Consider the following 13802-nt stretch of genomic DNA (forward strand, 5'->3'; position numbering starts at 1 on the left):
AGCCGACGACTGAACGAACGCCACCCCGCGAAGGGGTCGACATCGTGCGTCCTACTCGCAGATTTGCGCCGAAGATGCGAGTACGGCGCACGATGTCGCCTAGGCCGGCACGTCGGCGGCGGACGTATGACCCCACATCGGTCCGGCCAGGCCCTCGTGATCACGGCGCTGCGCGCCGCGAGAGGATCTGGACGGCGACACCTGGATCCGACACGAGGGACCCGAGGAGCAGCAGACATGGCAAAGCCGCCCGTCCCGACGAACATCGACGCCGTACTGGCCGAACCGAATCCCGCGATCATCGCAACGGTGCGCCCCGACGGCGCGGCCGTCACGGTCGCCACCTGGTACGTCTGGGACGACGGCCGGATCTTGGTCAACATGGACGCCGAGCGGCGCCGGCTGCACTACCTGCGGTCCGACCCGCGGGTCTCGCTGACCGTCCTGGACGGACCGAACTGGTACCGGCACGTGAGCCTGCAGGGCTCGGTGGTCTCGCTGGAGGACGACCCCGATCTGTCCGGCATCGACCGGGTTTCCCGGCACTACACCGGATCGGCCTACCCCAACCGGGACCGGAAGCGGGTCAGCGCCTGGATCGAGGTCGACGCGTGGAACGCATGGGGCTTCGACCCGTCCTGACCGCTCAGCGGCCGATCAGTTCGAACGACACAGCGGCTCGCCCGCCGAACCGGTCGGCGACGCCCGAGCTCGCGCGGGTGAGGAATTCCCGGGCGTAGGCCTCGGGTTGCTGACCGCTCAGTGCCTCGATGTAGCTGCGGTGCGCCGCGAGGGACAGCACCGCGAGGTCGAGGGTGTCGGTCGTGTCGACGGCATGGGTGGGCTGCGGCGAGCCGGCCACCGCTACCCACCTCGTCCCGGCCCACGGTTCGAAGCCCTCGTCGGCGAGCTCAGGGAAGATCCAGCGGTTGCCGGCATCGGCGGAGGCGTCCAGCACGGTCCGTCCGACCGCACGGTGGTCGGGGGTGTTCCAGGAGCCCGGACCCCAGGTGTCGTGGTGGTTCAGAGTGACGATCAGCTCGGGCCGGTGCCGGCGGATCGACCGGGCGAGATCGCGCCGGAGGGCCAGCCCGGCCTCGATCCGGCCGTCGCCGTAGTCGAGGAACTCGACGGTGTCGACGCCGACCACCGCCGCGCTGGCCCGCTGCTCGCCCTCCCGGACCAACCGGGCCTCGTCGGGCGCCATCCCGTCGATCCCCGCCTCACCACGCGTGACCAAGAGATACGCGACGTCCCGCCCGGCCGCGGTCCAGGCCGCGACCGCACCGGCGGCGCCGTACTCGAGGTCGTCCGGGTGGGCGACCACGGCAAGGGCACGCCGCCAGTCCTCGGGCATCGGTTCCAGTTGGTCGCTCATCGCGCTCCTCCACCGTGATGTCCACTCGGGATCTCCACTACATTGCTCGCTCGTGCCCGACCATCCCGCGCTTGCGCCGGTCGCGCGGCTCGACGCGCGCACCTTTGTCCAGTTGGTCAACGATTACGCCGGCACGGACCTCGAGCTGCTCGGCCCGGCTCCCGGGGGACAGGTCGGTGCGGCGTTCGTCCGCTGGCCGGACGGGCGGGACGGGGTGCTCACCCGAGGACACGGAACCGCCGGTGCGGTGCGCCAAACCGCCGACATCCTGCGGCTCGCGCGCTCCCGCGGCCTGCCCGTGCCCCACTACGAGCTGGTCACCGTGGTCCCCGGAGCGGTCGCGATCGTGCAGGAGCGGCTCCCGGGACAGCCGCCCGAACGCGCCGCCCGGCACGTGGTCGAGGCGATGGTGGCGCTCATCGACCGGTGCCGCGGGCTGCTCGCCGACCGCCCCGACGTGCCCCCGCCGGACCTTCATCTGCGGAGGAGCGGCCCGGGGTTCAGCGTGCATGAGTCGCTGGCGGCGTACAGCCCGCGAACGGCCCGGCTGCTCGCGTGGGTGCGCAAGGTCGGTGAGACCGGCCAGGCGACGATGCAGGGCGACGATCTGGTCCACCTGGACTTCCACCCCGAAAACGTCCTGGTCGACGAGGACGGCTCCATCACCGGCATCGTGGACTGGGATGGCATCGCCCGCGGCGACCGCCGGTTCATGCTCGTGACCCTGCGGTTCTCCGCGGCGCCGTTGGGCGCCGACCCCGACACGGTGGCCTGGCTCGACCGGCTGATCGACGACTGGTTAGACCGGCCGACCCTGCGGGCCTACTGGGCCGCGATGAGCCTGCGCCAGGTCGATTGGGCCATCCGACACTTCGGACCCTCCGAGGTCGAGCGGGAGCTCACTCTCGCCGAATCCCGGATTCCTGTCTGACTACTCGTACTATTTCCGGCGCATTTCGCGTCTCGGCGGGCTTTCCCAGGATCTCCGGAATTGTGAATCGATCTAGTACGCCGATTGGCCCGGCCGACGTTCCGCCACCCGTCCGATCCGCCCAGACCCAAGAGCGTTTGGGGCAGCCGGAAAGGGGGAAGAAAGGGGGCCAGTGGTTGGCGCAACTCGGACGTGCGACGGATCGGCCGTGTGCCGCGTGATGACGACGCCGTCGGATTCACACCGAGTCGCCGCCCCGATTCACGGAGGTCCGCATGACGGAGGTCACCAGCAGCGCGATGCCGAAGTCGGTCCTGTGCGACAAGATCGGATGTCGGAGCCGTGCTGACTGGGAGATCGAGCAGGCCTGCGGAATGGCTCGCACCACCCTTCGTGCTTGCCGCGAGCACTCGTGGTGGCTGCTGAGCTGCTTCTCCGCCAAGGGTGAGGCCGTGATCCACGGCGCCGGGTCGGGGCAGCACGTCATCGTCCGGCCGCACTCCGGCTGGGAGGTCTGCGGTCGGCGCACCATCTCCGCCGCGCAGCCCCGCCGCAAGACCGCCTGACACCTCCCGTCATTCCTCCACGGAGAGGACCAGCACCCGCAGGAGCCGGTCGGCCTCGGCGTCCGGATCGCAGGTCAGCCCGGTGTGGATCGGTCCGGGCTGTACGACGGTGCTCCGCGGCGCGGTCAGCCAACGGAACCGCCGGCCGATGTCTTCCCGCCCGGCCGGCCCCGCGTCGCCGTTCGCCGCACAGACATCCGCCGCTGCGCGTAGGGCCAGGTCGATCACCCGCGGGTCGGCGGTCGGGTCCAGCGCACGCAGCCGGGCCTCGTCGAGGTGGATCCGCGATCCGAGGTAATCCAGCGGACGGCAATAGACGACCACGCCGGCATTGATGGCTTCCCCGCGGTCCACTCTCGGCATCACCCGCAGGACCGCGTATTCGAACGCCTCCCGCTTGCCGGTCACCGCGGCGCTCCCTTCTCCGGGCGCACCCCGAGTGCGTCCGAAAGCCAGCCAGGCCGACCCGACCCGCGCCGGGCGGGCTCCGGATCCCGATCGCGGGCGGCGCCGGATCGCAGGCCCGAGAGCCAGCTGTCGCGCTTCTGCAGTCGGGAGGCGAGCTGTTCGACGTACGCCGCGCGCAGCTCGGCCGCGTCGGTGAATCCTGGTTCGTCCTCGAGCCACCGGTCCGGGATCTGCGCCACCGTCTCCTGAAGGAGGTCGGTCGTGACCTGCGGCGCGAGGTGCGCATCGGCCGCCTCGACCTCCGGTGCGAACGCGATCAGCGAGTGATCGCCGGCGTCGTAACTCCGGCCCGATGCACTCGCCGCACCGGACCAGTTGTGGTGGAAGGTCAAGGTCGCGCCGTGGTCGATGAGGTACAGCGTGCCGTGCCAATAGAGCATGTTCGGGTTGCGCCACGACCGGTCGACGTTGCCGACGAACGCGTCGAACCACAGCACCTGGCCGGCCAGCACCGGTTCGACGGGGAAGGCCGCGGGGTCGAAGTCGAGCGCGCCCGGCAGGTAGTCGATCCCGAGATTCAGCCCGCCGCTGGCCCGGAGCAGGTCCTGCACCTCCTGGTCGGGCTCGCCCGCCGCAAGCACCGGGTCGACGTCGACGGTGACCAGGTCGGGTACCGCGAAGCCGAGTGCACGGGCCAGGTGACCGCTGACGACCTCCGCAATCAACGCCTTGCGCCCCTGCCCCGCGCCGTGGAACTTCACGACGTAGGTGCCGAGGTCGTCGGCCTCCATCAGGCCCGGCAGGGACCCGCCCTCGCGCAGGGGGGTGACGTAGCGGGTGGCGACGACATGCGGCAGCACGGCTGCCAACCCTACGGCGTCAGCAGTCCTGGCCGGGCGATCCACGGACCTAGGATCGTCCCCATGGTCATGCACACGTCGTTCACCAAGGCCCTCGCGGTACAGCATCCGGTCGCACTCGCGCCGATGGCCGGTTCCGCGGGCGGGGCGCTCGCCGCGGCCGTGTCCAACGGCGGCGGGCTCGGACTGGTGGGTGGCGGCCGCGGTAGCCGCGACTGGCTCGCCCGCGAACTCGCCGTCGTTGCCGAGCGAACCACCAATCCCTGGGGCGTCGGCTTTCTCACCTGGGCGGTCGACGGCGACACCGTCGCGTGGGCGCTGGATCGCCGGCCGGCCGCGGTGATGCTGTCCTTCGGCGACCCCAGACCGCTCGCCGGGCGGATCCGCGACACGGGCACCGTCCTGATCGTGCAGGTGACCGATCTCGACGAGGCGAAGCAGGCACTCGATGCCGGCGCCGACGTCATCGTCGCGCAGGGCTCCGAGGCAGGGGGCCACGGCGGTGGACGCGCGACCCTTCCGTTCGTCCCTGCGGTCGTCGACCTGGCGACACCCACGCCGGTGCTTGCGGCCGGCGGCATCGCCGATGGTCGCGGTCTCGCCGCCGCGCTGGCGCTCGGCGCCGCGGGCGCGTTGATCGGCACCCGTTTCCAGGCCAGCCAAGAGGCTCTCGTCGCGCCCGAGGTGACCAAGGCGCTCGTCGACGGGCGGGGTGGAGACACCCAACGCAGCCGGATTCTCGACATCGCCGGCGGCACGAACTGGCCGCACGCCTACACCGGCCGCTCGCTGCGCAACCCGTTCCTCGATCGATGGCGGGACCGGGAGAACGAACTCGCCGGCGACGCCGCCACGAGGCATGCGTACGCCGAGGCGACTGCCCGGGGCGACATGGACGTCCGCCCGGTATGGGCCGGCGAAGGCCTCGACCTCATCACCGACGTACCACCTGCCGCCGAGATCGTCGCGGACCTCGTCACCACCGCCGAGCGCGCTCTTACCCACGCCGGCCGGGGATGATCGACGGCCTAAAGTGCTCTTTGGATCGGCCATCGGGTGCGGCCGGAAGATGGGAGCGGCGTGAGCAGCGAGTCGTCGGACGACCTCGCCATAGAGGTGAAAGGGCTCGTGAAGCGCTATCGCGGCGGCCGGGGCCAGGGTGAGCTGGAAGCGGTGCGGGGCATCGACCTCGCCGTTCATCGGGGCGAGGTCTTCGGTTTCCTCGGCCCGAACGGCGCGGGAAAGACGACGACCGTGCGGATGCTGTGCACGCTGCTGCCGATCAGCGACGGGCAGGCCACGGTGTCCGGAGTGGACGTGCGCCGTGATCCGGCGCAGGTACGGCGGCGGATCGGCGTGGCGTTGCAGGACGCCGGGCTGGATCAGCGACAGTCGGGGCGGGAACTGCTGGAGCTGCAGTGCGGGCTCTATCAGATCCCCGACCCGCCGGCACGCAGCGCCGAATTGCTGCGGCTGGTCGGGTTGGACGACGCTGCCGACCGGCTGATCGGCACCTATTCCGGCGGCATGAAGCGGCGGCTGGACCTGGCGACGGCACTCGTCCACGAGCCCGATGTCCTGTTCCTCGACGAGCCGACGACAGGCCTCGATCCGGCGAGTCGGGTGACGGTGTGGCAGGAGGTCCGCCGGATCAACGCCCTCGGTACCACGGTTTTCCTGACCACGCAGTACCTGGAAGAGGCCGACCAACTGTGTAACCGGGTAGCCATCATCGACGACGGCAGGATCGTCGCCGAGGGCACCCCGGCCGCGTTGAAGTCCCAGCTGGGTAGCGACGTACTCACCATCGGCCTGGACCCGGCCGAGCACGATCGGGCGACCGCCGCGCTGGCGCCGCTCCCGGGTCTGGATCACGTCACCGACGCGGCGGAGGGATTGGCTGTGTACATCGGCAATGGCGCGGCGGCGGTAGCCGACGTGGCACGGCTTCTGGGCGAGGCCGGCATCCGGCCGTCCACGATCTCGCTGTCCCAGCCGACTCTCGACGACGTGTTCCTCGCCTCGACCGGGCGGCGCATCGAGGGCGGCGTCCCGGAGATGACGTCATGAACGAGACGATGTTGCTGGCCCGCCGAGCCGTGCGGGAAGTGTGGCGCATTCCCGCCGCGACGATTCCCGCGCTCTTCATCCCGGTGTTCTTCCTGGTCGTCAACCTCGGCCAGGTGAACCGGGTCTTCCCGCCGAGTACGCCGTTCCTGCACGGCCAGCACTACGTCGCGTTCCAGATCCCCGTGTCGCTCGTGTTCGCGGTCAGCTCAGCCACCTCCGGGCTCGCCATGGTCACCGACGTCGACGTGGGATACCTCGACAAGCTGTTGGCCGCGCCCATCAGGCGTACCGCCATCGTATGGGGACGTTTGGCCGCCGACCTGGCCCGCGGTCTGGCGGTCTCCGCGCTCGTCCTCGCAGTCGGGTTCGCGTTCGGCGCGCGGGTCGAGACCGGCGTCATCGGCGTGGTGCTGCTCATCGTGCTGTCCGCGCTCTGGGGCGTCGCCTACGCCGGGATCGCCATTGCGATCGCGCTGAAGACGAAGAACGTGCAGACGACCAACGCGTCGTTCATCATCTTCTTCCCGCTGCTCTTCCTCACCCCCAACTTCGTCCCCCTCGATCAGCTCGCAGGCCCGCTCCAGGTGATTGCTCGCTTCAATCCTGTGACCTATGTCATCACCGGACTGCGCGATCTCGTTCTCAGCCCGCACATCCGATGGGGATCGTTGGGGGCCTGTGTGCTCACCATCGTGGTCACCGGCATCGTCCTCACCGCCCTGTCGCTACGCGCCCTCGCCCACTTCAGCGACTAAAAAGGGCGGTTTGGCGGCCTCAGCCGGGGTAAGACACGTCTCTGTAGACCGGGCGCGTCGAGGGCAAAAAACCCTGGGTCGCTCCCTTGACACGTCTGGGCGCCCCTCCTACGTTGGGCGGTCCGCCGAGGGAGGGAAGCGAATGCGAGTCGAACGCCCGAATGCCATGACTCGCAAGACCTTTCTCAAGACCGCTGGCGTGGGCATCGCCGGTGCAGCAGCGGCCGGCCTCGCCGGCTGTAGCAGCTCGACCCCCAGTCACGGCGGGAGCGGCTGGAAGCAGTACAGCGGGATGACGCTGAACTTCATCTCCGAGAACACCGGGCCGAGCTCGGCGATCGCGGCGAATCTCCAGCCGTTCGTCGACTTGACCGGCATCAACGTCAACATCTCGCAGCTGGTACTGACCTCGGTCGAGCAGAAGGTCGCGCTCGACCTGTCCGCACACAGCGGCCAGTACCAGGTGATCTACGCCGATCCCTACAACATCATGGCGCCGCTCTCCGACGGCTTCGCCGATCTCTCGACATTCATGCACGACAAGACGCTGCCCTCGGTGCCGAAGGGCACCGCGGACTTCGTCCCCACCCAGCTGCTGGCTGCCGGCCGATTCGGTGACAAGCTGCTCGCGCTGCCCTACGACTGCCCGACGATCATCTGGTGCTATCGCAAGGACCTGTTCGAGAAGTACCACGACGCGATGCAGCACGATCTCGGCTTCGACCCGACGCCGTCGATCAAGACGACGTGGGACCAGTACCTCCAGATGGCGCGATGGTTCAACACCAACCAGGACGAGGTTCCCTACGGCACCGGCCATCAGGCGAAGCAGTTCACGTCGCTGAACGACGACTTCGCCAACGTGTTGTGGGCCTACGGCGGCGACTACTTCCACAACGGCCAGCACATCGGCAAGTACGGCAGCACCGATCCTGGACCGTGCACGCTCGATCAGCCCGAGGCGATCCGCGCGGCCGAGTTCTACAACGAGATGCTCAGCGTCGCGCATCCCGGCAGCGTGAGCTGGGACTGGAACGACCTGGCCGAGGCCTTCGGCGACGGCCTGATCGCGATGTGCCCGTGCTGGCACGAGGACGCCGCCAGCTGGTTTGCGCCGGGCGGGCTAGGCGACAAGATCGGGTTCTCCCCGCTGCCGACCGGCCCGGCGCGAAGCGCCAACCACTACGGCGGGACCGGCATCTCCATCAACAAATACATCACCACCGACGAGCAGCGTGCGGCCTGGCTGTTTCTCGTCTGGGCGACGGCGCCGCAGACTCAGGAGGCCGGCCTGTTCAGCAAGGTCGGCGGCGGAACGCCGACCCGCCAGTCGGTCTACCAAATGCCCAAGGTGAAGCGTGCGACCAAGCCACCGTCGGACGCGCCCAACATGATCCCGTACGACGCGGTGAAGGTCGCGTGGGAGCCGCAGAACATCGGGCTGCGTCCCAAGGTGCCGTATTGGAATCAGTGTGATGCCGTGATCTTCACCGAGCTGTCGAAGATGCTCGCCGGGCACAAGTCACCGGCCGATGCCATGCGTGACGCCAAACGGGGCGTCGACGACGCGGTCAACGGAGGCTCCAGTGGCGTCTAGAGCACTGGAAGCTGCGCGGCTGCGTCCGATCCGGCAGGGCAAGCGCCGGTTCAGCTTCGAGGTGAAGATGATGCTGCCGGCGCTGCTCATCCTCGCCGCCATCTCGATCGTGCCGTTCTTCTACCTGATCTACATGACGCTGAACAAGATCAGCTTGGTCGGCGGCGTCGGCATCGCGCCGAAGTGGATCGGATTCCACAACTGGGCACAGATGTTCACCGACTCCAACGTCGGCGCCGGCTGGATCACGATGGTGATCTTCTTCGTGGCGACGGTCGGATTGGAGATGCTGCTCGGCCTCGGGATCGCGCTGTTGGTCTATGAGATGGTGTGGGGCAAGAACATCGTCCTGTCCATACTGCTGATCCCGATGTTCGTCGCGCCGGTGATCGTCGGCCTGCTCGGCCGCTTCCTGGTCAACCCGACCTACGGCGTTTATGCGTGGGTGCTGCGGGAGACGCACATCTTCACCGGCAACATCTTGGGCGGCCAGGTTTCGGCGTTCATCGCAGTGGTCCTGATGGACGTGTGGGAGTGGACACCACTGATCGTGCTGATCACCCTCGCCGGCCTCGTTTCCGTCCCCGGACAGGTCCTCGAGGCGGCGAAGGTCGACGGCGCCGGATACTGGCAGCGGCTGCGGCACGTCGTCGTCCCGTCGATCTCCGGGATCGTGCTCGTCGCATTGTTGATCCGCTCGATGGACGCGTTGCGCTACTTCGATGTGATCTGGCAGTCGACGGCCGGCGGCCCGGCCAACGCCACCAAGATCATCCCGCTTCGTCTCTACGAGGTCGCCTTCCAGTTCCTGAACCTCGGCTACGCCGCCACGATCGGCATCGTGATGCTCGCGCTGTCGATCGCCATCGCGATGCTGTTCACCGGAATCCTGCGACGTCGGGGGCTGATCGGATGAGCCAGACCCACACCGCGCGCCGCGGGCTTCGACTTCCTGGCCGGCGCATCGTGCTCTACGTTGCGCTCGCAGTCGTCGTGCTGTGGACCGTCGTCCCGGTGGCGTGGATGGCAATTTCGTCGCTGAAGAATCCGGCCGATGTGCTGTCCCGTACGCCGCTGCTGGACTTCTCGCCGACGATGGCCAACTACGCCGGCCTCTTCAGCGGCGGTAACAGCCTGCTGACCTATGTGCGCAGCAGCGTCCTCGCGGCGGGGATCTCGACGATCCTCGCGACGGTCCTCGGCAGCCTCGCGGGCTACGGCCTGGCGCGCAGCCGCTGGCGCGGCAAGCGACACCTCGCCTTCTGGATCATCAGCACCCGTATGGTTCCGATCGCGGCGGTGATCCTCCCGCTCTACATCGGCTTCACCTACCTGCATCTGATCAACAGCATCTGGGCGCTGGTCGTCGCCTACTTGAGCTTCAACCTGCCGTTCGCGATCTGGATCATGAATGCGTTCTTCGCCGACCTCCCCCAGGGCATCGAGGAGGCGGCGAGGGTCGACGGCGCCAACCGGTTCCAGACGTTCTATCGGATCGCCGTACCGCTGACCAAGCCCGGCATCGTGACGACGGCGATCCTCTGCCTCGTCTTCGCCTGGAACGACTATGCCTTCGCCGTCACCTTCAGCGGCCCGGGCAGCGCAACTCTGCCGGTCGCCGCGTCCCAGCTGATCACCCAGACCGGCGTGAACTGGGGGCAGTTGACCGCGATCGGCACTGTCGTCGCACTGCCGATGGTCGTCATCGGGCTGGCGGTACGGAAGTACCTGGTGCGCGGCCTCACGCTCGGCGCGGTCACCGGCGAATAGCCGCCGAGCGGCCGCCGGATCAGACCGTGCTGCGGCGGGCTGCCGCGCGACGCGCGACATAGCGCTCGATCTTCTGCGCGGTTCCGCAGTCGTTCATGTCACACCAGCGGCGGCTCCGGTTTTTCGAGCTGTCCAGGAAGAGCCACGGGCAACGCGCACATCGCTTGACCCGGCGGAGTTGGTCGCTCACCAGCAGGTCTGCGGCGGCCGAGGCTATCGGGTGGAGGACAACGGCGAGATCGTCGGTCTGCGGCCAAGCCCAATGCGGGAAGGTCCGATCCGAGTCGTCGAGAGTGGCGCTGGCTAAGGCGTCGGCGACGAACGGGCGCAGTCTCGTCCACTGCTTTGACGTGTCGGCTGCGCCGTCGGCGACCGCCCCGAACGTCTGGTTCAGGGCGTCGCGCAGTTCGTGGGCACTCGTCGTAGCCACCGCGGCGTCCTGAGGGTGACTCGCTGCCGCGCGGAGCAGGCGCGACGCGCGCGTGCGTGCGATGACCTGAGTCCGAGCCGTCCACCGAACGAGGTCGGCATACGTCGCCGCGTGGTCGAAGCGCGCCGTACCGAGGGGGTCGTCGACGGTGTTGGCGAAGTCCAGCGCGAGATGACCGGCGACGATCGGCAGCTCGCGCACGGCAGCCTGGCCGTTCGATCCTGTTTCCATCAAAGCGCAGTTTACCAGTTGCGAGATGGAACGAGGTCTATAGTGTTCCCGGCGTGAGGGAATTAGCCGGAAACATCAGGCCGGCCGAGTCGCCCGCGGTCGCGGGGCATGGTCCGGCTGCTGTCGTGCTCTGCGGGGTGCAGTTCGTCGACGTCCTCGGCGTGACGGTCGTCGTGACGGCGCTACCGCGCATGCTGGCGGATCTCGGTGCGGCGCCCGCGGATGGCGCCGCGGTGGTCACGGCCTACGCGATGTTCTTCGGCGGTCTGCTGATGGTCGCCGCGCGGGTCGGCGACCGGGTCGGGCACCGTCGTACCGTCCTTGCAGCGCTGGCCCTCTTTGCCGGGGCATCGGCCCTCGCCGCGGCCACCCAGTCGGTGTGGCTGCTGGTCGTGGGCCGGGCCTTGCAAGGGGCCGCGGCCGCAGCCGCCGTGCCATCAGCGCTGCGGCTGCTGACGACCGTCGTCCCCGAAGGACCGGCCCGGCGTCGGGCGGTCGCGGGATGGAGCGCCGCCGGCGCGACGGCGGGCGCGTCGGGGTTCGTGATCGGCGGCGTGCTCACCGACCTCGCTTCTTGGCGTGCGGTGTTCTGGATGAACATCGTGCTCGCGGCGCTGCTCGCGGGCGCCATCGCCGCCACGATTCCGGTCGACGGCCCACGACGCACCGCGGTGCGCATCAGCTGGCGCTCGTCGATCCTGCTGGTCGGCGGCGCGATGGGGATCGTCGCCGGGACCACGTTGTTCGGCGAGCACCGTCCGGCGGTACTGGGCGTCGCCGTGACCGGCGTCGGGGTATCGGCGGCGGTGGGCTTCGCGCTCGTCGAACGGCGTGCCCGATACCCGCTGATCGCCGCCGAGGCACGGCGATCGGCGAGGCTAAGCTGGGGCGCGGTCGGGTCCTTCGTCAACACCGCCACGACGAGTTCATCCATCACCCTGGCCGCGATCTATCTCCAGCAAGAGCTTGCCCTGACTCCGTTGCGGGCGGCTGCGCTGCTGGTCACGTTCAGCATTCTGGTGGCGCCTGGCTCGCTCGCCGCTCCGAGACTGATCGCTGCATGGGGCTCGGGACCGGTCCTCGGCCTGGGCCTGGGCACCATCGCGGTCGGCAATGCCCTGCTCACCGTGTGGCCATCCGCGATCGGGATCGGTGCTGCGGCGGGGATCTGCGGACTCGGAATCGGTATCGGTTCCGTCGCCGCGACCGTCCTGGGAACCGCCGTCAGCGACACCATCAAGGCCACGGCTGCGGGCGTACTCAACACCGCCGCCCAACTCGGCACCGCAATCGGGACGGCGCTCGTTCTGCTGATCGCGACCACTCTCCAGCCGCGTACGGCCTGGATCGTCGTCGTCGTTCTCGCCGCCACCGCCGGCGCCGTCGCTGCCGCCCGGGCGCCCCGGAGACATCAGCTGGCGCCTCTACCAGGGGTATCCGGCGCGTGACGGTGTGAAGTAGTTGGTGTCAGTCAGGTAATTGGCTGATCTCCGGGGTACGGGTTTGATCGGCTGGGCAGTCAGCCGACCGCCAGTACGAGGGGCGGACACTCCACCGGAGCGGACATCTGACGGCGTAGGAGGCCGGGTGATCCGCGTACGGGCACGAGGCCGATGTGGCGGTGCCCGAAGGGAGTTGAGTCATGCAGACCGAAGCACACCAGCAGTCGTACGAGACCATTACCAGCCGCGCACGCATGCTCCGCAGGGCGGGGATCGCCGGCGCCGGGATCGCCGTGGCGGCGTTGGCCGCGACCGCCTGCTCGAGTGGGTCACCCTCGCAGGCCGGGCACCCGAGTAAGGACACGGTGACGGGCGGTAGTTCGGCCGCGCATGTGGTGCAGGCCGCCTACACCAAGACCACGGCGTCGAAGACCGCCAAGGTCAGCATCACCGCCGGTGGCGCGCAGGGCTCGTCGACCGCGGGCCAGCAGGTCGCGGTGACCGGCAGTGGGGTCGTGAACTTCGGGAGCCGGGCCGCCGACATCACCATGAAGCTGCCGACCGGTAACCAGATGGAGATCCGGTACCTGACCGGCGCCGAGTACCTGCACACCACCCCGGCCGCGGCCATGAGCAAGCTCACCGGCAGCGACCGGATGTGGGCGAAGCTGGACCTGAACAAGCTGCTGCAGGCCAAGACCGGCAAGACGATGCAACAGTTGCAGCAGAACGTTCCCACCGATCCGTCCGCACAGCTCGGCTACCTACGTGGCGTGTCGGACAAGGTCACCAAACTCGGCCCGGCCACCATCGCCGGGACCCGCACCACCGGCTACCAGACCAGCATCGACCTGAGCAAGGTCGCCGCTCGCGCTGGCGGTAAGGCAACGTCGCGCATCACGGCACTGGAGAAGCAGCTCGGCAGCCGTACTCTGCCGGTCAAGGTCTGGACCGACGCCCAGGGACGGCTACGCCGGCTCACCATCGCCGAGACGATCAAACCGACGGCTGCCACCGCGGCCGGTGGAACTGAGGCCAAGCCGGTGACCGTCCACCTGAGCGAGACGATCTCCGACTACGGCACTCCCGCCGACATCACCGCGCCGCCGGCCAGCCAGACCACCGACATCACCAACAAGATCACCAACGCCGTCGGCAACCACTAACGCCGCGCGAATGGATCAGGGGTCACGTAAGTGGGCCCCTGATCCCACGGCATATGCCTCGGCGAGCCACCCTGCGAAGGCATCATCGAGCTGGTCCAGCGTCGCGATGCGGAAGTGGTGGACGAAGAGCCGCTTGGCGTAGGGAGAACTCCTGAGTATCCGGGGATCGGTGATCTGCCGCGTGATGTCGAAGTAGCC

General features: G+C 68.7%; 16 protein-coding genes. 11 read left to right on the top strand and 5 right to left on the bottom strand.

What is annotated here, in order from left to right:
• Positions 1-237 precede the first annotated feature (237 nt).
• Entirely contained in the window at positions 238-642 is a 405-nt protein-coding gene (locus tag VGH85_17740; GenBank protein HEY2175652.1) for a PPOX class F420-dependent oxidoreductase, read from the top strand.
• Between the two features lie 4 nt (positions 643-646).
• Here the strand turns inward: VGH85_17740 and VGH85_17745 are convergent, their stop codons facing one another.
• On the bottom strand, positions 647-1366 hold the full coding sequence (locus tag VGH85_17745) for a PIG-L deacetylase family protein (GenBank protein HEY2175653.1): 720 nt from the start codon (positions 1364-1366) through the stop codon (positions 647-649).
• A 64-nt stretch (positions 1367-1430) separates the two neighbouring features.
• Here VGH85_17745 and VGH85_17750 point away from each other — a divergent pair, with 64 nt between their 5' ends.
• Together VGH85_17750 and VGH85_17755 are read left to right on the top strand one after the other, a co-directional pair.
• The gene (locus VGH85_17750; protein ID HEY2175654.1) at positions 1431-2309 is read left to right on the top strand and encodes an aminoglycoside phosphotransferase family protein; all 879 of its coding nucleotides are present in this window, start codon (positions 1431-1433) and stop codon (positions 2307-2309) included.
• A gap of 275 nt (positions 2310-2584) precedes the next feature.
• Positions 2585-2875, top strand: coding sequence for a hypothetical protein (locus VGH85_17755; protein ID HEY2175655.1), 291 nt, complete (start codon positions 2585-2587; stop codon positions 2873-2875).
• Between the two features lie 9 nt (positions 2876-2884).
• Here the strand turns inward: VGH85_17755 and VGH85_17760 are convergent, their stop codons facing one another.
• Both VGH85_17760 and VGH85_17765 read right to left on the bottom strand, forming a co-directional pair.
• Positions 2885-3283: a DUF3037 domain-containing protein gene (locus VGH85_17760; protein ID HEY2175656.1), complete on the bottom strand. Its 399-nt coding sequence runs from the start codon at positions 3281-3283 to the stop codon at positions 2885-2887.
• Positions 3280-4143, bottom strand: coding sequence for a HipA family kinase (locus VGH85_17765; protein ID HEY2175657.1), 864 nt, complete (start codon positions 4141-4143; stop codon positions 3280-3282). The genes VGH85_17760 and VGH85_17765 overlap by 4 nt, the downstream gene beginning before the upstream one ends.
• Positions 4144-4206: 63 nt before the next feature.
• Here VGH85_17765 and VGH85_17770 point away from each other — a divergent pair, with 63 nt between their 5' ends.
• The 6 genes from VGH85_17770 to VGH85_17795 all read left to right on the top strand — a co-directional run bounded on the left by VGH85_17770 (position 4207) and on the right by VGH85_17795 (position 10335).
• The gene (locus VGH85_17770) at positions 4207-5163 is read left to right on the top strand and encodes a nitronate monooxygenase (GenBank protein ID HEY2175658.1); all 957 of its coding nucleotides are present in this window, start codon (positions 4207-4209) and stop codon (positions 5161-5163) included.
• A gap of 60 nt (positions 5164-5223) precedes the next feature.
• Positions 5224-6213 (top strand): ATP-binding cassette domain-containing protein, encoded by a 990-nt coding sequence (locus VGH85_17775; protein ID HEY2175659.1) that lies wholly within the window; start codon positions 5224-5226, stop codon positions 6211-6213.
• The gene (locus VGH85_17780; protein HEY2175660.1) at positions 6210-6968 is read left to right on the top strand and encodes an ABC transporter permease; all 759 of its coding nucleotides are present in this window, start codon (positions 6210-6212) and stop codon (positions 6966-6968) included. Before VGH85_17775 ends, VGH85_17780 begins: the two co-directional genes overlap by 4 nt.
• Before the next feature lie 166 nt (positions 6969-7134).
• Entirely contained in the window at positions 7135-8565 is a 1431-nt protein-coding gene (locus tag VGH85_17785) for an extracellular solute-binding protein (protein HEY2175661.1), read from the top strand.
• Complete coding sequence (locus tag VGH85_17790) at positions 8555-9481, top strand: sugar ABC transporter permease (protein HEY2175662.1); 927 nt, start codon at positions 8555-8557, stop codon at positions 9479-9481. The genes VGH85_17785 and VGH85_17790 overlap by 11 nt, the downstream gene beginning before the upstream one ends.
• Positions 9478-10335, top strand: a complete 858-nt coding sequence (locus VGH85_17795) for a carbohydrate ABC transporter permease (GenBank protein ID HEY2175663.1) — start codon at positions 9478-9480, stop codon at positions 10333-10335. The genes VGH85_17790 and VGH85_17795 overlap by 4 nt, the downstream gene beginning before the upstream one ends.
• Before the next feature lie 19 nt (positions 10336-10354).
• On the opposite strand, the gene VGH85_17800 is transcribed toward VGH85_17795, so the two are convergent.
• The gene (locus VGH85_17800) at positions 10355-10996 is read right to left on the bottom strand and encodes an ABATE domain-containing protein (protein HEY2175664.1); all 642 of its coding nucleotides are present in this window, start codon (positions 10994-10996) and stop codon (positions 10355-10357) included.
• A gap of 53 nt (positions 10997-11049) precedes the next feature.
• Between VGH85_17800 and VGH85_17805 the strand changes: the two genes are divergently transcribed.
• Complete coding sequence (locus VGH85_17805; protein HEY2175665.1) at positions 11050-12444, top strand: MFS transporter; 1395 nt, start codon at positions 11050-11052, stop codon at positions 12442-12444.
• Between the two features lie 194 nt (positions 12445-12638).
• Positions 12639-13604: a hypothetical protein gene (locus VGH85_17810; protein ID HEY2175666.1), complete on the top strand. Its 966-nt coding sequence runs from the start codon at positions 12639-12641 to the stop codon at positions 13602-13604.
• Positions 13605-13619: 15 nt separating this feature from the next.
• Here VGH85_17810 and VGH85_17815 read toward each other — a convergent pair.
• Positions 13620-13802, bottom strand: a 183-nt coding sequence (locus tag VGH85_17815; protein ID HEY2175667.1) for a hypothetical protein, incomplete at its 5' end; no start/stop codon positions are given.

Source organism: Mycobacteriales bacterium (genome assembly GCA_036497565.1).
In the GTDB taxonomy this organism is placed as follows: domain Bacteria; phylum Actinomycetota; class Actinomycetes; order Mycobacteriales; family QHCD01; genus DASXJE01.

What these genes read in the sequence shown, in the direction of transcription:
- VGH85_17810 (HEY2175666.1), top strand. Translation starts at nt 12,639, where the DNA reads ATGCAGACCGAAGCACACCAGCAGTCGTACGAGACCATTACCAGCCGC.
- VGH85_17795 (HEY2175663.1), top strand. Translation starts at nt 9,478, where the DNA reads ATGAGCCAGACCCACACCGCGCGCCGCGGGCTTCGACTTCCTGGCCGG.
- VGH85_17770 (HEY2175658.1), top strand. Translation starts at nt 4,207, where the DNA reads ATGGTCATGCACACGTCGTTCACCAAGGCCCTCGCGGTACAGCATCCG.
- VGH85_17780 (HEY2175660.1), top strand. Translation starts at nt 6,210, where the DNA reads ATGAACGAGACGATGTTGCTGGCCCGCCGAGCCGTGCGGGAAGTGTGG.
- VGH85_17785 (HEY2175661.1), top strand. Translation starts at nt 7,135, where the DNA reads ATGACTCGCAAGACCTTTCTCAAGACCGCTGGCGTGGGCATCGCCGGT.
- VGH85_17755 (HEY2175655.1), top strand. Translation starts at nt 2,585, where the DNA reads ATGACGGAGGTCACCAGCAGCGCGATGCCGAAGTCGGTCCTGTGCGAC.
- VGH85_17740 (HEY2175652.1), top strand. Translation starts at nt 238, where the DNA reads ATGGCAAAGCCGCCCGTCCCGACGAACATCGACGCCGTACTGGCCGAA.
- VGH85_17800 (HEY2175664.1), bottom strand. Translation starts at nt 10,996, where the DNA reads ATGGAAACAGGATCGAACGGCCAGGCTGCCGTGCGCGAGCTGCCGATC.